We start from the raw sequence: 17,071 nt of genomic DNA on the forward strand, positions 1-17,071 counted from the left end.
GGCTCCGTGTCGCCATCAGTTTTGAACATATTTTAACAACACTGTTACACCGCATTTGAAGCCGATCACAGTTCTGACTATTTCATGAAAGCCGCGCCATATAAGGCTTTATCAGGCATAAGCATAATGCAGTCTGAAACGCTAAAACGCGGTCAAACATAAGAAAAAGGTTGCACGGACGCACATTTTGACCTGACTGTTGAATTTACCTCAACAATGAATTGGCTGTCGATGAATCCTTTTTAAGCGGATTCTTTTCTGACCAGGCTGTTGCTATTCTCAGGTCATCAGAAGTGAATCATCGGGAGTCTGAATATGTCTGAAAATGAACTCGTTACTGAATTTCTGCTGTCGGCAGAGCAGGGCAACGTTGATGCCCTAAAAGCCTGCCTGGATAAAGGTGTGGATATTAATGCCACCAACCGCCAGAAAAGAACCGCCATTATTATTGCCAGCCTCAAAAAACAGTATTCCAGCGTTGAGTTTTTAATTTCTGCCGGCGCGGATATCGATCGGCAGGACCACACCTGCTTCAACCCTTTCCTGATTAGCTGCCTGACCAACGATCTCACCCTGCTGCGCCTTGTCCTTACGGCTAAACCGGATCTCGATCGCCTGACGCGTTTCGGCGGCGTGGGCATCACGCCTGCCAGCGAAAAGGGGCACGTTGAGATTGTGCGCGAGCTGCTGGAAAAAACCGATATCAACGTCAACCATACCAACTTTGTCGGCTGGACGCCGCTGCTGGAAGCCATCGTACTCAACGACGGCGGCGCGAAGCAGCAGGAGATCGTCAAGCTGCTGCTGGACAACGGCGCAAACCCGCACATGACCGATAAATACGGTAAAACCCCGCTCGAACTGGCGCGGGAAAAAGGCTTCGACGCGATCGCTGACCTGCTGCTGGCGGCAGGCGCATAACGTCTCCGGCCAGCTTTTTCCGGCTGGCCGTTAATCAAAAACGCATTTTTACCGACGTGCATTTTGCACGACGGCGGCCCCCTTTTATCCGCATTCTGGAGAAAATAATGCCAACCAAAATCGTTATAAAAAAGAACACCTATTTTGATTCGGTGTCATTGATGTCCGTTTCCACCAAAGCCAATAAGCTGCCGGGCGTTGAACAGGCATTTGTGGCAATGGCGACGGAAATGAATAAAGGCGTCCTAAAAAATCTCGGGCTATTAACGCCGGAATTAGCGGAAGCCAAAAACGGCGATCTGATGATCGTAATTAAAGGCGACGCGGCGAATGATGAAACGCTGGCGGCCATTGAAGCCTTATTCATTCGTAAAGAGAGCGCGGGCTCCCATGAGGCGCGCTACGCGACGACTGCCAGCGCCAAAACCCATCGCCCTGAGGCAAACCTGGCGGTGATATCGGTAAACGGCACCTTCGCCGCACGCGAAGCGCGCCAGGCGCTGGAAAACGACCTCAACGTGATGCTGTTTTCCGACAACGTATCGCTCGACGACGAGCTGGCGCTGAAGCAGCTGGCGCATGAGAAAGGGCTGCTGATGATGGGGCCGGACTGCGGCACCGCCATCATCAACGGCGCGGGACTATGCTTTGCTAACGCGGTGCGCCGCGGCTCGATTGGCATCGTCGGCGCATCCGGCACCGGCAGCCAGGAGCTGAGCGTGCGCATTCACGAATTCGGCGGCGGCGTATCGCAGCTGATCGGCACCGGCGGCCGCGATCTGAGCGAAAAAATCGGCGGCCTGATGATGCTCGACGCCATCGAGATGCTGGAGGCCGACGACGCCACGCAGGTGATTGCGCTGATCTCCAAGCCGCCCGCGCCAGCCGTGGCGGAGAAAGTGCTGGACCGCGCGCGCGCCTGCCGCAAGCCCGTGGTCGTCTGCTTCCTTGGGCGCAACGAACCGCCAGCCGATGAAGACGGCCTGCAGTTTGCGCGCGGCACCAAAGAGGCCGCGCTGAAGGCGGTCCTGCTTAACGGCATCAAAAAAGAATCCCTCGATCTACACCCGCTCAACTGGCCGCTGATTGAAGAAGTGCGCGCCCGCCTGACCCCGCAGCAAAAGTACATACGCGGCCTGTTCTGCGGCGGAACGCTGTGCGACGAGGCGATGTTCGCGGCGCTTGCGAAATTCGACGACGTCTACAGCAACATCCAGCCGGATCCGTCTAAGCGCCTGAGCGACATCAGCGTCAGTAAAGCCCACACCTTCCTCGACTTTGGCGACGACGACTTCACCAACGGCAAACCGCACCCAATGATCGACCCGACCAACCGCATCAGCCGCCTGCTGCAGGAGGCGCGCGATCCGGAGGTGGGCGTCATCGTCATGGACTTCGTGCTGGGCTTCGGCGCGCACGAGGATCCGGTCGGCGTGATGCTCGACGCCATTAAGGAGGCGCAGGCGATTGCGAAGGCCGATAACCGCCCTCTGGAGATCCTTGGCTACGTGCTCGGCACTGACCAGGATCCGCAATCGCTGGCGCAGCAGTGTCAGCTGCTGACCGACGCTGGCGTTATCTGGGCCAGCAGCAGCACCAATACCGGATTACTGGCGCGCGAATTTGTCTGCAAAGGGGAGAAAGCATAATGACCACCTTATTCAACCAGCCGCTGAACGTCATTAACGTCGGCATCGCAATGTTCAGCGATGACCTCAAAAAACAGCATGTTCCCGTGACCCAGCTCGACTGGACGCCGCCGGGGCAGGGCAATATGCAGGTCGTTGAGGCGCTCGACCAGCTGGCGGAAAAACCGCTGGCGGAGAAGATCGCCGCCGCTAACCAAATCGCCCTTGAGCGCATTATTCAGTCCCATCCGGTGCTGGTGGGCTACGACCAGGCCATTAACGTTGTGCCGGGCATGACCCGCACCACCATTCTGCACGCCGGTCCGCCCGTCTCATGGGAAAAGATGTGCGGGGCGATGAAGGGCGCGGTCACCGGGGCGCTGGTGTTCGAAGGGCTGGCGACGGATCTGGACGACGCGGCAAGGCTGGCAGCTTCAGGCGATATTACCTTCTCGCCGTGCCACGAGCATGACTGCGTGGGCTCGATGGCGGGCGTCACCTCCGCGTCGATGTTTATGCACATCGTTGAAAACAAAACCTACGGCAACCGCGCCTTCACCAACCTCAGCGAGCAGATGGCGAAGATCCTGCGCATGGGGGCCAACGACCAGAGCGTGATCGACCGTCTGAACTGGATGCGCGACGTGCTCGGCCCGATGCTGCGCGACGCAATGAAGATTATCGGCGAAATTGACCTGCGCCTGATGCTGACCCAGGCGCTGCACATGGGCGACGAGTGCCACAACCGCAACAACGCCGGCACCACGCTGCTGATCCAGGCGCTGACGCCGGGGCTGATTCAGGCGGGCTATCCGGTGGAGCAGCAGCGCGAGGTATTCGAGTTTGTCGCCAGCAGCGACTACTTCTCCGGCCCGACGTGGATGGCGATGTGTAAGGCCGCGCTGGACGCCGCGCACGGCATTGAGTACAGCACCGTCGTCACCACCATGGCGCGCAACGGCTACGAGTTTGGCCTGCGCATTTCGGGCCTTCCCGGACAGTGGTTCACCGGCCCGGCGCAGCAGGTGATCGGCCCCATGTTCGCGGGCTACAGGCCGGAAGACTCCGGGCTGGACATTGGCGACAGCGCCATCACCGAAACCTACGGCATCGGCGGCTTTGCCATGGCGACGGCCCCGGCAATCGTTGCGCTGGTGGGCGGCACGGTGGATGAAGCCATCGATTTCTCCCGCCAGATGCGCGAAATCACGCTTGGCGAAAACCCGAACGTCACCATTCCGCTGCTCTCCTTTATGGGCATCCCTACCGCCATCGACGTCACCAAAGTGGCGGGCAGCGGCATTCTGCCGGTGATCAACACCGCCATTGCCCACAAAGACGCGGGCATCGGCATGATTGGGGCGGGCATCGTTCACCCGCCGTTTAGCTGTTTTGAAAAGGCGCTGTTGACCTTCCGCGATCGCTACTTTTTATAAGGCAAGCATCCATGAAAAACATGAAACTGGAGTGGAAAAGAGGTGACTGGGCGGCCTATTTCGGGTTGATGACCAACAACCTGACCAATTTGCTGACCATGATGGGGCTGCTCATTTTTGTCGTCGGCATCCCGAAGGAGATTGTTTATGGACGCATCGCGCCCGCCTTCGGGCTGGCGGTGCTGGTCGCGAGTATTTGCTACGCATGGTTCGGCCTGCAGATGGCGCGCGCCACCGGACGAACGGACGTTACCGCGCTACCGTCCGGCCCGAGCGCGCCGTCGATTTTTACCGTGACCTTCCTGGTGCTGATGCCCGTTTATCAGCAAACGGGCGATGCGGATTTTGCTATCCAAATCGGCCTGGTGTGGTGTTTTGTTGAAGCGATGATCCTGGCGGGCGGTTCGTTCCTGGGGGAAACCATCCGCAAGATGATCCCGCGTACCGTGCTGCTGTCGTGCCTGTCCGGTTTAGGCCTGCTGCTGCTGGCGATGAACCCTATGCTGCAGGCGTTCGAAGCGCCGACCGTGTCGTTTATCGTGCTGCTGCTGATCTTCATCAACTGGTTTGGCAAAAAGCCGATCTTCGCCAAAATCCCGACCGGCCTGCTGCTGCTAATTGCCGGTACGGCGCTGGCGTGGATTTCCGGCCTGCAAAGCCCGGAGGCGATCAAAGCCTCGATGTCGTCGTTCGGCTTTAACCCGCCGCAGGTGCACGTGGAAGGTTTCCTGCAGGGCCTGCCGCACGCCTTGCCGTACCTGGCCTCTGCCGTCCCGCTGGGGCTGGCGAACTACATCTTTGACCTTGAAAACATCGAAAGCGCCCACGCGGCGGGCGATCCCTACCCAACCCGTAAGGTGATGCTGGCGAACGGCCTGGCCTCCATGCTCGGCTGCCTGATGGGCAACCCGTTCCCGGTGACGGTCTACGTTGGTCATCCCGGCTGGAAAGCGATGGGGGCCAGCATCGGCTACACGCTGGCCTCGGGCGTGACCATGTTCATCGTGCCGCTGTTCGGTCTGGGGGCGTTTATGCTCGCCATCATTCCGATGACCGCCATCGTGCCGATACTGGTGTTTATCGGCGTCGTGACGGCCAACCAGGTGGTCAGGGAAACCCCCAAGGTAGAGGTGCCGGTGATCTTCATCTGCCTGTTCCCGTGGATCGCCAACTGGGCGCTGACCATGATGAACAGCGTGATGGGGGCGGCAGGCACCAGCGCGGCGAAAATCGGTACCGATGTGCTGCACAGCAAGGGGATCTACTACGAAGGGCTGATGCATCTCGGCAACGGCGCACCGCTCGCCAGCATGCTGTGGGGCTGCATCGCCATCTTCTCCATCATCAATAAGCCGCTGCGCGGTGCCGTTGCGGCAGCCGTCGGCGCGCTGCTGGCGCTTTTCGGCGTCATCCACGCCCCGGTGGTGGGCTTTGCCGAAGGCAGTTCCCTGATGTTCGTTACGGCCTACCTGATGATGGGCGGCATGTTCGTGGTGAAGCATTTCCTCGATAGCCGGGAAGCGGCGAGCGCTGCGGCACCGGTTTCTGAGTCCTGATAATGCCTGATGCCCTCACCCTAACCCTCTCCCACAGGGAGAGGGAACGTTAATCCCCCTCTCCCTGTGGGAGAGGGCCGGGGTGAGGGCACCAGAACGCACCTTCTAAAGGAAACAAAATGAAAGAACTCATGGTCGTCGCCATCGGCGGCAACAGCATTATCAAAGACAACGTCAGCCAGTCGGTTGAACATCAGGTGCAGGCGGTGAAAGCGGTGGCTGAGTCGGTGCTCGAAATGCTGGCCTCCGACTATGACATTGTGCTCACCCACGGCAACGGCCCTCAGGTTGGGCTGGATCTGCGCCGCGCCGAAATCGCCCACGAGCGGGAAGGGCTGCCGCTGACGCCGCTGGCCAACTGCGTGGCGGATACCCAGGGCGGCATCGGCTACCTGATCCAGCAGGCGCTGAACAACCGCCTGGCCGCGCGCGGCGAGCAGAAGGCGGTCACGGTCGTTACTCAGGTTGAGGTGGATAAAAACGATCCCGGCTTCACGCACCCGACGAAGCCTATCGGCGCGTTCTTCAGCGAGGCGCAGCGCGATGCGCTACAGCTCGCGCACCCGGACTGGCATTTTGTTGAGGATTCCGGTCGGGGCTACCGCCGCGTGGTGGCTTCCCCGCAGCCGCTGCGGATTGTCGAAGCGGACGCCATCAAGGCGCTGACGCAGAAAGGCTTTGTGGTGATCGGCGCGGGCGGTGGCGGTATTCCTGTGGTTCGCAGCGAGCAGGGAGATTATCAGAGCGTCGACGCGGTGATTGATAAAGATCTCTCCACCGCGCTGCTGGCGCGCGAAATCCGCGCCGACGTGCTGGCGATCACCACAGGCGTCGAGAAAGTGTGCGTTAACTTCGGCAAGCCGAACCAGCAGGCGCTGGATACGGTCAGCGTGGCGCAGATGACGCGCTACATGGATGAGGGCCACTTCCCGGCAGGCAGCATGCTGCCCAAAATCGTCGCCTCGCTGGAATTTTTAAAACACGGCGGCAGGCGCGTGATTATCACCTCGCCGGACTGCCTGCCCGCGGCGCTGCGCGGAGAAACCGGTACCCACATCGTTAATGAAGGAAGATAAGATGACTGAAAATAAAAGCCGCCGTGAGTTTATCAGCCAGAGCGGCAAAATGGTTACCGCCTGCGCGCTGTTTGGCGCCACCGGATCCGTCGCGTATGCTGCTGATTCCACGAAGGCAACCTGCGAGACCGGCAAACCAATGAACGTCACCGCACCACACTATTACCTCGACAACGTGCTGCTGGAGGCCGGATTTAACGTCGACGGCGGCGTAGCGACAGGCACCCGCACCGAGCTGAAAACGCTGGAGATTAAAGACGGGAAGATCGTCGCCCTGCGCGACAATAACAGCCACGCCGACGCCACGCTGCCGCACTATGATGCGGGTAAAAAGCTGATGCTTCCGGCGATGCGCGACATGCACATCCATCTGGATAAAACCTTTTACGGCGGCCCGTGGCGCTCGCTGAACCGTCCGGTGGGAACGACCATTCAGGATATGATCCGCCTGGAGCAGAAGCTGCTGCCTGAGCTGCAGCCCTACACCCAGGAGCGTGCGGAAAAGCTTATCGATCTGATCCAGTCGAAAGGTTCCTCCATCGCCCGCAGCCACTGCAACATTGAGCCGGTTTCTGGCCTGAAAAACCTGGAAAATTTGCAGGCGGTGCTGGCTCGCCGCAAAGCGGGTTTTGACTGCGAAATCGTCGCCTTCCCGCAGCACGGCCTGCTGCTGTCAAACTCTGAAAAGCTGATGCGCGAGGCGATGCAGGCCGGGGCGCACTACGTGGGCGGGCTGGACCCGACCAACGTCGACGGCGCGATGGAGAAATCCCTCGACACCATGTTCCAGATTGCGCTGGACTACGACAAAGGGGTGGATATTCACCTGCACGAAACCAGCCCGGCGGGCGTGGCGGCGGTAAACTACATGGTGGAAACCGTGGAAAAAACGCCGGCGCTGAAGGGGAAACTCACCATCAGCCACGCCTTTGCGCTGGCCACGCTCAACGAGCAGCAGGTGGATGAGATTGCCACCCGCATGGCGGCGCAGCAGGTGACGATTGCTTCCACCGTGCCGATTGGCACCCTGCACATGCCGCTGAAGCAGCTTCGCGAGAAGGGCGTGTTTGTCATGACGGGAACCGACAGCGTAATCGACCACTGGTCGCCGTACGGCCTGGGGGACATGCTGGAAAAAGCTAACCTCTATGCGCAGCTCTATATCCGCCCGAACGAGCAGACGCTTTCCCGCGCGCTCGGCATCGCCACCGGCGACGTGCTGCCGCTGAACGACAAAGGCGAACGCGTGTGGCCAAAAGCGCAGGACGACGCCAGCTTTGTGCTGGTAGACGCCTCCTGCTCCGCCGAGGCCGTGGCGCGTATTTCCCCGCGCACCGCGACGTTCCACAAGGGAAATCTGGTCTGGGGCACCGTGAGCTAAAAGCGAGCCGCCACCCGACAATGCCGTATACTGCTCTGCATATTCATCAAAGAGGGATCTGCTATGGCACAAAATATCTACGACAACCCGGCCTTTTTCGAGGGCTACGCCCGGCTGCCGCGCTCCGTGCAGGGGCTGGACGGCGCGCCGGAGTGGCCCGCGCTGAAAAACATGCTGCCGGGTTTAACCGGCAAATCGGTTGTCGATCTCGGCTGCGGCTACGGCTGGTTCTGCCGCGCGGCGCGCGCGCTGGGCGCTTCTGACGTCACGGGCGTTGATATCTCAGAAAAGATGCTCGCCCGCGCGGCTGAACTGACCGATGACCCACAGATTCACTATCAGCGTAGCGACCTGGAATCTCTCAGTCTCACCGAGAACAGCCTCGATCTGGTCTACAGTTCGCTGGCGCTGCACTACCTGCCGGAGCTGGATACCCTGTTCGCGAAGGTTCAGCGTGCGCTCAGGCCGGGCGGCAGCCTGGTCTTTTCCATGGAGCACCCGATTTACACCTGCGCCACCCGTCAGGGCTGGTTGACCGACGACAGCGGCGAGCGGTTTTGGGGCGTGAACCATTATCAGGACGAAGGCCAGCGCGTCAGCAACTGGCTGGCGGACGGGGTGATTAAATATCACCGCACGCTGGGCACCACGCTCAACGCGCTAATCAAGGCCGGACTGACGATCGATGAGGTCAACGAATGGGGCCCAGCGCAGGCGCAGATTGACGCCTGGCCCGCGCTGGCCGAAGAGGCTGAACGCCCGATGCTGGTGCTCATCGCCGCCCGTAAGGCTCAGTAACCCACCTTGTAAACCCGCCCGCTCTGCACGCCTTCCACGCTGCGGCGATAGGCCAGCGCAACGGTGGCGGCGGGCACGCTTTCAAAGCCCGGAAAGAAACCGTCGTACGCCTCGGCGGATTCGGTCAGCACCGTCGGGCTGATCAGGTTGATGCGAATACCGCGCGGCAGCTCGCAGGCCGCGGCGCGCACAAACCCTTCCAGCGCCGCATTTACCGTGGTGGCATTCACGCCCTGTGCGATCGGCTCATGTGCCACAATCCCGCTGATGAGCGTAATTGAGCCGCCTTCGTTCAGGTAGTGCTGCCCGGTCAGCGCCAGGCGAACCTGCCCCAGGAGCTTATCCTGAAGACCCTGGTTGAAGTCGCTGTCCTTCATGGTCGCGAGCGGGCCAAAGTGCAGGCCGCCGCTGGCGGAGACAATCGCATCCACCGGGCCGATCTTTTCAAACAGCGCCTGGACGCTCGCCTGCGAGGTGATATCCACCTGATAATCTCCCTGCGTACGCCCGACGCGGATGACCTCGTGGCGACGACCTAACGCCTCTGTGACTGCACGACCGACCGTACCGCTGGCACCAATAATGACGATTTTCATAGCCGACTCCTCATGTTGTGAGCCTTCATTCTTTAATAAATTAAATGTCGGATAAACTGGGCTAAAGTTAGATGATTGCTAACCAGGAGTTTGGAATATGGATAAGCTTCGCAGCATGGAGACGTTTATCGCGGTGGTGGAAAGCGGCAGCTTCACCGCGGCGGCGGCACGGCTGGAGATGTCGGCGGTGATGGTGGGAAAGTACGTTGCGCTGCTGGAATCCCGGCTCGGCACGCGCCTGCTGGAGCGCAACACGCGCCGTCAGAGCCTGACGGATGCCGGACGGGTCTATTTCGACGAGGCGAAGCGGGTGCTTGAGCAGGTCTCCATTGCTGAAAATGCAGTCGAGCGGCTGCGTGCCGCACCCGCCGGGACGCTGCGCGTGACGGCGCCCACCTCCTTTGGCAGCTGCGTGATTGCGCCTCTCACCGCTACGTTTTTACAGCGCTACCCGGACGTCCGCGTGGAGCTGGACCTCACCAACCGAATGGTGGATCTGGTGGATGAAGGCGTCGATTTGGCGATCCGCATCGGCGACGTTCGCAATGACGATCTGGTGGCGAAATACCTCTGCCCCTACAACATGGTGATCTGTGCCGCGCCGGACTATCTAGCGCGCCACGGCACGCCGCAAACGCCCGACGATCTGGTGGATCACCTGTGTCTTTCACACACGGTGTGGACGGCACGTAACGAGTGGCGGCTGCCGGGCGTGGAAGGGGAGGTGCGCTGGAAGCGGGATGCGATCTTAAGATGTAACGACGGCTACGGTTTACGCATGGCGGCGCGAGCGGGGGCGGGGCTGTTGCTACAACCGGAAGTGCTGGTGGCGGAAGAGCTGGCAAGCGGCAGGCTGGTGCGGGTGCTGGAGCAGTACACGCCCGCGCCGAGGCCGGTGCATTTATTGTGGCGTCAGGATTTACGTCAACTGCCTAAGCTTACGGAATTTATCGCCCATATTCTGCTAAGATTGGGCACAATATAAAAAAAGAAGGTAATCAAAGAATGTCTGCAAACAAACTCGCCAGCAGCGCGCAGGGCCTGCAATCATCTGCCATCCGTGAATTATTAAAACATAGCAAAATGGCAGGGGTGATTTCGCTGGGCGGGGGTATCCCTAATCCCGATCTGTTCGACCACGAAGGGCTTAAAATTGCTGCCGATGCCGTCTTATCACAGCATTTTGGCGAGGCGTTCCAGTACGGCCTGACCGAAGGCGTACCGGGACTGCGGGAAGAGATTCAGCGCATCTGCGAAGGGCGCGGGATCCGCTGCAAGGCGGATGATGTGGTGGTGACCTCCGGTTCGCAGCAGTCTCTCGACGTGCTGGCGCGTGCATTAATCAACCCAGGCGATACCGTTGTTGTTGAGCGCCCTACCTATCTCGCCGCATTACAGGTATTTGGCCTGGCGCAGGCGAATTTTGAATCCGTTGGCACCGACGGCGACGGAATGAAAGTGGATGAACTTGAAGCGCTGGTGGCAAATAAGCCGATTAAAGCGGTCTATATTGTTCCGACGTTTGGTAACCCGGGCGGGGTTACGCTTTCTGAAGCGCGCCGTAAACAGCTGGTGGAATTATCAAAGCGCTATGATTTCGTTATTATTGAAGACGATCCCTACAGCGAAATTAATTATACCGAGGAAGTGTTCCGCCCGTTAATTGCCCACGCCAAAGATATCGGCAATGAAGATAACGTGGTTTACACCTCCACCTTCTCGAAAATCCTCGCGCCGGGCACCCGCGTGGGCTGGGTGCTGGTCCCCGAGTGGCTGAAACGCGCGGTGGTTAACCTGAAGCAAACCACCGATCTGCACACCAGCACGCTGTCGCAGATGATGACCTATGAGTACCTGAAAACGGGGCGTCTGGCCGGGCAAATTACGATGATCCGCGAAGCGTATCGCCAGAAATACCAGACGTTTGCGAATGAGCTGGAAGCCGAGCTGGGCGATGTGATGTCGTTCCACAAGCCAAAGGGCGGCATGTTCCTGTGGGCGAAAATGAACAACGGCATCAACACCACGAAATGGCTGGAAAAAACGTTGAGCAACGGTGTGGTATTCGTGCCGGGCGAGTTCTTCTACTGCAACGAGCCGGACCACACGACGCTGCGTATGTCGTTTGTGACGCCAACGGATGAGCAGCTGATAGAGGCAGTGAGACGCCTGAAAATCTCGCTGTAAACGAACTGCGCATAACGGCGACGGTGTCGTTATGCGCAGACCTTCCTTACAGCAGCCCTTTCTGTGCAAATGTCAGACGAGTGGCTTCATTCAGATCCAAATCGTGTAATGACGCCGGGCGAACCCATGCAACTTCCTGAAACTCTTCGTTAAACGTCACCTCACGGTTGGCGCTGATGCAGTCGAAGATCAGGTAAATCATATATATCTCTTCCGTAGTGCCGTCGGCGTAAGTTTTCACTCGAATATCATCGCGAAACGCCCACGGCTTCACGTCGGTAATCTCCAGCGCCTCGCCCAGCTCCTCGCGGATTTCCCGGCGCAGCGCCTGCTCCATCGTTTCGCCTGGCTCCATTCCTCCACCGGACAGCGCCCACTGGCCGGGGAACACGCCGCGATCGTCGGCCATTTTGCACAGCAGATAGGCCCCGTCGTTCTGAATGATGGGGCAGACAATGGTACGTTGGCGCATGGTTTCTTCCTGAAAATGAGTTTGGGCTACTTTATCAGATGCGGGGTGCTGGGTGTGTTAGGCAGCGTCATATTTAAGCCTCCTGGGCGACAAGGTTTTGTTGTAGATTCAGCCAGCATTCAACGCTGGAAAACGCGATGCCTCTTGATATTTTATGATATTGATGCGGCCTAATGCCCTCACCCCGGCCCTCTCCCACAGAGAGAGGGAGAAAACCGTAGGCCGGCAATGTATCACCGCTCACGCAACGCCTCTTTCGCCCGGTTAAACGGCTTGATCATATAATCCAGCACCGTTTTTTCCCCGGTCTTGATATCCACCGTCGCGATCATCCCCGGCACAATCGAAAAATGCCGTCCCGCTTTGTTCACCAGGTAATCCTGACCGGTACGGATAAACACCCGGTAATAGAACACCTCCGGCTTGGCTTCGTCCTGAATGGTGTCCGGCGAGATGGTTTCCACCACGCCGTGCAGCCCGCCGTAGATGGCGTAATCGTAGGCGGTGATTTTGACCAGCGCTTCCTGGTTTGGATGGATAAAGGCGATATCGCGCGGGGACAGGCGGGTTTCAATCAGCAGGTGATCGTCCACCGGCACAATCTCCATCAGCTCACCGTTGGGCGGGATGACGCCGCCGATGGTGGTGACTTTGATATTTTTCACGATGCCGCGCACCGGGGATTTTACCGTCAGGCGGGTCACCGAATCTTCCCGCCCCTTGAGAATAGCCGAAACCATATCCACTTCCGCGTTGGCTTTGGATAACGCCTCGCGCGCCTGGACGTAATACTGCGAGCGGACGTCGGTAAGCTTAAGTTCCAGATCGCTCTTCTGCCGCTGCAGGCGCAGCACTTCCACGTGGCTGGCGGCGCCGGTTTTCACCAGCCGCTGGGTGATCGCCAGCTCTTTATTGGCAAGATCTAACGCCGAGCGCAGCTCGCGCTGGGTGTCCTCAAGCTGCGCGCGGCGAGAGTTGTAGAGCCGGGTTTCGGTGCCCGTCAAATCCGTCCATTTCGCCAGCGAGGGCGGAAACTTCAGCGGCAGATCGTTCACTTCGGCATAAAGACGCGCGCTGGAGGCCAGCGATGCCCGGTAGCGCGCGGCGCTTTCACCCACGTTCGATTCGGAGCGGGTCGGATCGAGCCGCGCCAGAACCTGTCCGGCCTGCACCTGATCGCCTTCATGAACGTTAAGCTCGGTGAGGATCCCGCCGTCAAGAGACTGTAAAACCTGCTCGCGCGAGCTGGGGACCACTTTGCCGGTTCCGGTTGAGACCTCATCCAGCACGCCAAACCACGCCCAAATGCCAACGGCAACAAACATCAACAAAGAGAAAAAAACAATCCGCCGCGCACCGGTGTAGCCGCTTTCAGATTCGAGAGCGTTGTCCAGGTCTTCCATTGCCGCAACGTCACGCTGACTGATTTTCATTTTTCCACTCCCGTCCGGTTGCCTGCTGCTGTTGCTGCATGCGGCTGTTGCTCAGCGCCTGTGCCTTCGGTGCGTCCATCACCAGCATGCCCTCTTTCAGTACCACCACGCGCTCGACCAGCTCCAGTACCGGCACGCGGTGCGTGGCGACGACCAGCGTGCGGTTGCCAAGCCAGGCCCCCAGACGCTGGATAAATTCCCGTTCGGTGTGTTCATCCAGCGAGGCGGTGGGTTCATCCATCAGCACGATATTGGGGTCGCGCAGCAGCATACGCGCCAGCAGAATGGACTGTCGCTGTCCGCCCGAAAGCCCCACGCCGTTCTCCATAATCGGGTAGTCCAGCCCCTTCGGCAGCTTTTGCACAAAGCCCGACGAGCCGCACATCTCCAGCACCTCGAAAATCTCTTCGTCGGTGGCGCGCGGCATGCCGAGGGTGATGTTCTCTCGCAGGGTGCCGTAAAACAGCCGCGCGTTCTGGGTCATAAAGCCGACGTTACGCCGCACGTCCGCCACGTCCAGGTGCGGCAGGCTGAAGTTGTCGAGCCGCAGTTCGCCACCCGCCAGATCCATCCCGCCCGCCATCGCCTGCAGCAGGGTTGATTTGCCCGCGCCGTTGCGCCCGAGGATCGCCACCTTCTCGCCCGGTTTGATCTCCAGACGGTTGATGCGCAGCGCCATGCGCGGATCGTCCGGGTGATAGCGGAACTGCGCCTGCTCGAACAGGTAATGCCCGCGCAGCACGTCCTGGCGGATCGGCGTCTCTTCGCGCTGGTTCTCGGTGGGCAGCTGCATGATGCTGTCCAGCCCTTCCTTCGCCGCTTTCACCTGCTGCCAGCGGGCGAGCACGCCGCACAGGGTCGCCATCGGGGCGATCATCCGCGAGGCCAGCATCGAGGCGGCTACGACGGAACCGGTGGTTAAGGTGCCCTCTATCACCATCGGCGCACCGACCACGATGACGCCGGCATAGACGAGGCTCTGGATGGTCATCCCCCAGCTGATCAGGTTCTGCGTGAGCTCGCGGGTGCGCAGGCCGGACTCGGCGGTGATCTGAATGTAGCTGTTCCACTGCTGTAAAAAGCGGTTTTCCGCCTGCATCAGCTTGATGTCCTCCAGCCCCTGCACGCTCTCCACCAGCACCGCGTTGCGCAGGGTGGATTCATGCGCTGACTGCTTCGCCAGCTCGGCCAGCTTCTTTTGCAGCAGCAGGCCGGGCAGCACCATGATCACCGCCGCGACCGGGGCGATCCACGCCAGCTGCGGAGCGATGATCGCCAGTACCACCACGAACAGGAGAAAGAACGGCAGATCGACGATCGTTGAAATGGTCGAGGAGGTGACCATCTCGCGGATCTGCTCCAGCTCGCGCAGCTGGGAGATAAAGCTGCCGGTAGAGCGGGGGATCGCGCTGTTGCGCAGGCGCAGGGCGTGGCCGAAGACGCGATCCGACACGCGCAGATCCGAGCGTTTGCCCAGCAGATCCATAATGTGCCCGCGCGCCACGCGCAGCACGAAGCCGAACAGCGTGGCAATCAGCACCCCGATGGTCAGGACGTAGAGCGTCGGGTAAGACTGGGCGGGGATCACCCGGTCATACACCTGCATGGAAAAGACAATGCCGGAGAGCGACAGTACGTTGATAAACAGCGCGGCGAGCATCACCCAGCTGTAGGGGCGCAGGTCGCGCATCACCAGACGGTAGAGCCAGTCCGGGCGGTACTTCGAGATGTAGGCGTCCACGCGGCTGTCCTTCAGCGCCGCCAGCGGGCGCAGGGCGATCACGTGGCGGATGGCGGGCAGCATCGCGCTCATCGACAGGCGGTTGGAGTGCGTTTTGTCGTCGAAAAAGCTGACCTCAAGGGTGTCCTCGCCGTCAAAATGTTCAATGACGCCGATTTTGCCTTCACTCAGCTCCACAACGACGGGTAAGCGCCAGCTGTTGATGGACTGCTGATCCGCCGTCAGCAGCTGAAAGGAGAGCCCCGCCTCGCGGGCAAGCTGGGTGAGGGCGGGCACCATCGGCTTGCCTTTCAGCCACGGCGCGCCGGCCATCAGCGCGCCGGGCGAGCAGGCGACGCGATAGCGCGTGGCGACGTAGCCGAACGCCTGCGCCCACTGCTCAAGAGCCTCATCCGTCATGTTTTCACCCTGCGGGATATCGCGTTGCTTCATGGCTGGATCTCCACGGTCTGGATGGTGCGGTTTTCAAGATCGAACGCGTGACGCAGACGCCCGGTGTTGTACAGGCAGTTCAGCTGAAGCTGGTGCAGCTGCCCGGCGGTTTGCTGCTGGGTGAAGCGGGCCTGATAGACCTCCTGCTCGGCGTTGAGGACGTCAAGCAGCGGGCGGGAGCCGAGGTCGAGATACTGCTGCTGATACAGCTCGCGGGTGCGGGCGCTGAGCGCCTCCTGGCGGCCCTGAATTTGCAGCGTGCTCATCAGGCTCATGACCTGGCTGCGCGCTTCCAGCAGCTTTTGCCGCACGTCGAGGCGCGTGCGCTGGATGGTGGATTGGGCTGACTCCACCGCGTGTCCGGCGGCGTTACGGCGTGCCGTCAGGCCGCCGCCCTGGTAGAGCGGCATCTGCACTTTCACCCACGCCGAGTACTGGGTGCGATCCCGCGTGTCGTTGCCGGAATAGCGGTCGTTCAGGTAGTGGCGCACCTCCGGCTCCAGCGAGACGGTAGGGGTCATTTGCGCGTTGGCATAGTCGAGGTTGGCCTGAGCGACGTTCGCCTGCGCCCAGGCCGCTAATACGGCAGGGACCAGGCGATCGTCCGGCTCGGCGATGTCGCAGCTGCGGGCAAGGCCTTTCGGGACGTCGTTGCTGACGTCGTTCAGGTTGTTCCAGCCGAGAAAGCTCATCAGCGTGGCGCGGGAGCTGTCGAGGCTTGCCTGATACTGCATCAGCTGCGCGCGTGCGCCTTCGATACGGGCATCGGTCTGCACCACGTCAGAAAGCGAGGTTGCCCCTTCGTCATTGCGCAGTTTCGTCAGTTTCCCGATGGCGGAGAGGGCCTCCAGCTGCTCTTTGGCGGTGTCGACCATCTGCTGCCAGGTCTGCACCTGCACCATGGCGATGGCGGTATCGTGGGCGATGGTATCGATGCTCACCAGCACGTTGGCCTGCTGCTGGGCGACGCCCGCGCTTTCGGCGCGCACCTGGCTGGCCACTTTGCCGAAGTCGTAAAGCATCTGTGAGAGGGAAAGCACCAGAGAAGGGGTAAAACCGTTATCGCTGCCGTCGTGGGTGTAGCCATTCTCCATCCCGGCGTTAACCTGCGGATAGTATTTCGATTTGGCGACGTCGACGTTTTCGCTCTGCTGGTAAAGCTTTCCCACCGCTTCACTGATGGCGGGGTGCCAGGTCACGGCGCGGTTAACCGCTTCGCCAAGCTGGAGCGTGCCGGGAGCGGCGTTGCCCGGCACGGGGGCCACGCGACCATTAAGTGAAGGGAGTTCCTGGGTTTCGCTCAGTTGTCCGGTATTGATCATTGCCGCCGGGTTGGCGGCCGTTGCGGGCACAGATATCAGGCAGCACGAGAGCCACCAGTAAGGCATCTTCTTTCCCATGTCTTATCCCTAAT

At 60.1% G+C, this 17,071-nt stretch carries 14 protein-coding genes; 9 read left to right on the forward strand and 5 right to left on the reverse strand.

Annotated features, from left to right (window positions below):
* Nucleotides 1-315: 315 nt before the first annotated feature.
* The 7 genes from D5067_RS05385 (at nt 316) to D5067_RS05415 (ending at nt 8,796) form a co-directional block, all read left to right on the forward strand.
* Nucleotides 316-921, forward strand: a complete 606-nt coding sequence (locus D5067_RS05385; RefSeq protein ID WP_119935941.1) for an ankyrin repeat domain-containing protein — start codon at nt 316-318, stop codon at nt 919-921.
* A 107-nt stretch (nt 922-1,028) separates the two neighbouring features.
* Nucleotides 1,029-2,570, forward strand: coding sequence for an acyl-CoA synthetase FdrA (gene fdrA / locus D5067_RS05390; RefSeq protein WP_119935940.1), 1,542 nt, complete (start codon nt 1,029-1,031; stop codon nt 2,568-2,570).
* Nucleotides 2,570-3,985 carry a YlbE family protein gene (locus D5067_RS05395; RefSeq protein ID WP_210433792.1) on the forward strand — a complete coding sequence of 472 codons (1,416 nt, stop codon included), beginning with the start codon at nt 2,570-2,572 and terminating at the stop codon, nt 3,983-3,985. The genes fdrA and D5067_RS05395 overlap by 1 nt, the downstream gene beginning before the upstream one ends.
* 11 nt (nt 3,986-3,996) lie before the next feature.
* A complete protein-coding gene (locus D5067_RS05400) occupies nt 3,997-5,541 on the forward strand; it encodes a xanthine permease (RefSeq protein WP_119935939.1) in 1,545 nt (514 codons plus the stop codon).
* A 119-nt stretch (nt 5,542-5,660) separates the two neighbouring features.
* Complete coding sequence (locus tag D5067_RS05405) at nt 5,661-6,617, forward strand: carbamate kinase family protein (RefSeq protein WP_119935938.1); 957 nt, start codon at nt 5,661-5,663, stop codon at nt 6,615-6,617.
* A gap of 1 nt (nt 6,618) precedes the next feature.
* Entirely contained in the window at nt 6,619-7,998 is a 1,380-nt protein-coding gene (locus tag D5067_RS05410) for an amidohydrolase family protein (RefSeq protein ID WP_119935937.1), read from the forward strand.
* Nucleotides 7,999-8,061: 63 nt separating this feature from the next.
* Nucleotides 8,062-8,796: a class I SAM-dependent methyltransferase gene (locus tag D5067_RS05415; protein WP_119935936.1), complete on the forward strand. Its 735-nt coding sequence runs from the start codon at nt 8,062-8,064 to the stop codon at nt 8,794-8,796.
* Here D5067_RS05415 and D5067_RS05420 read toward each other — a convergent pair.
* Nucleotides 8,790-9,392, reverse strand: coding sequence for a short chain dehydrogenase (locus D5067_RS05420; protein ID WP_119935935.1), 603 nt, complete (start codon nt 9,390-9,392; stop codon nt 8,790-8,792). The genes D5067_RS05415 and D5067_RS05420 overlap by 7 nt on opposite strands.
* Before the next feature lie 97 nt (nt 9,393-9,489).
* On the opposite strand from D5067_RS05420, the gene D5067_RS05425 reads away from it, so the two are divergent.
* Nucleotides 9,490-10,377, forward strand: a complete 888-nt coding sequence (locus tag D5067_RS05425; protein WP_119935934.1) for a LysR substrate-binding domain-containing protein — start codon at nt 9,490-9,492, stop codon at nt 10,375-10,377.
* Nucleotides 10,378-10,397: 20 nt separating this feature from the next.
* A complete protein-coding gene (locus tag D5067_RS05430) occupies nt 10,398-11,579 on the forward strand; it encodes an aminotransferase-like domain-containing protein (protein ID WP_119935933.1) in 1,182 nt (393 codons plus the stop codon).
* A gap of 46 nt (nt 11,580-11,625) precedes the next feature.
* On the opposite strand, the gene nudI is transcribed toward D5067_RS05430, so the two are convergent.
* From nudI to D5067_RS05450, 4 genes are all read right to left on the reverse strand, one after another.
* Nucleotides 11,626-12,051, reverse strand: coding sequence for a nucleoside triphosphatase NudI (gene nudI, locus D5067_RS05435; protein ID WP_119935932.1), 426 nt, complete (start codon nt 12,049-12,051; stop codon nt 11,626-11,628).
* 233 nt (nt 12,052-12,284) lie between these two features.
* Complete coding sequence (locus tag D5067_RS05440) at nt 12,285-13,454, reverse strand: beta-barrel domain-containing protein (RefSeq protein ID WP_119936272.1); 1,170 nt, start codon at nt 13,452-13,454, stop codon at nt 12,285-12,287.
* Nucleotides 13,455-13,464: 10 nt separating this feature from the next.
* Nucleotides 13,465-15,657, reverse strand: coding sequence for a type I secretion system permease/ATPase (locus tag D5067_RS05445; protein WP_119935931.1), 2,193 nt, complete (start codon nt 15,655-15,657; stop codon nt 13,465-13,467).
* On the reverse strand, nt 15,654-17,057 hold the full coding sequence (locus tag D5067_RS05450) for a TolC family outer membrane protein (protein ID WP_119935930.1): 1,404 nt from the start codon (nt 17,055-17,057) through the stop codon (nt 15,654-15,656). Before D5067_RS05450 ends, D5067_RS05445 begins: the two co-directional genes overlap by 4 nt.
* Nucleotides 17,058-17,071 lie beyond the last annotated feature (14 nt).

The sequence above is a fragment of the Enterobacter huaxiensis genome (assembly GCF_003594935.2).
Lineage (GTDB): Bacteria > Pseudomonadota > Gammaproteobacteria > Enterobacterales > Enterobacteriaceae > Enterobacter > Enterobacter huaxiensis.

Bases quoted from the DNA above. Each gene is read 5' to 3' on its own strand.
- D5067_RS05445 (WP_119935931.1), bottom strand. From the start codon at position 15,657: ATGAAGCAACGCGATATCCCGCAGGGTGAAAACATGACGGATGAGGCT.
- D5067_RS05405 (WP_119935938.1), top strand. From the start codon at position 5,661: ATGAAAGAACTCATGGTCGTCGCCATCGGCGGCAACAGCATTATCAAA.
- D5067_RS05410 (WP_119935937.1), top strand. From the start codon at position 6,619: ATGACTGAAAATAAAAGCCGCCGTGAGTTTATCAGCCAGAGCGGCAAA.
- D5067_RS05420 (WP_119935935.1), bottom strand. From the start codon at position 9,392: ATGAAAATCGTCATTATTGGTGCCAGCGGTACGGTCGGTCGTGCAGTC.
- D5067_RS05415 (WP_119935936.1), top strand. From the start codon at position 8,062: ATGGCACAAAATATCTACGACAACCCGGCCTTTTTCGAGGGCTACGCC.
- D5067_RS05425 (WP_119935934.1), top strand. From the start codon at position 9,490: ATGGATAAGCTTCGCAGCATGGAGACGTTTATCGCGGTGGTGGAAAGC.
- D5067_RS05385 (WP_119935941.1), top strand. From the start codon at position 316: ATGTCTGAAAATGAACTCGTTACTGAATTTCTGCTGTCGGCAGAGCAG.
- D5067_RS05450 (WP_119935930.1), bottom strand. From the start codon at position 17,057: ATGGGAAAGAAGATGCCTTACTGGTGGCTCTCGTGCTGCCTGATATCT.
- D5067_RS05395 (WP_210433792.1), top strand. From the start codon at position 2,570: ATGACCACCTTATTCAACCAGCCGCTGAACGTCATTAACGTCGGCATC.
- D5067_RS05430 (WP_119935933.1), top strand. From the start codon at position 10,398: ATGTCTGCAAACAAACTCGCCAGCAGCGCGCAGGGCCTGCAATCATCT.
- D5067_RS05440 (WP_119936272.1), bottom strand. From the start codon at position 13,454: ATGGAAGACCTGGACAACGCTCTCGAATCTGAAAGCGGCTACACCGGT.
- nudI (WP_119935932.1), bottom strand. From the start codon at position 12,051: ATGCGCCAACGTACCATTGTCTGCCCCATCATTCAGAACGACGGGGCC.
- fdrA (WP_119935940.1), top strand. From the start codon at position 1,029: ATGCCAACCAAAATCGTTATAAAAAAGAACACCTATTTTGATTCGGTG.
- D5067_RS05400 (WP_119935939.1), top strand. From the start codon at position 3,997: ATGAAAAACATGAAACTGGAGTGGAAAAGAGGTGACTGGGCGGCCTAT.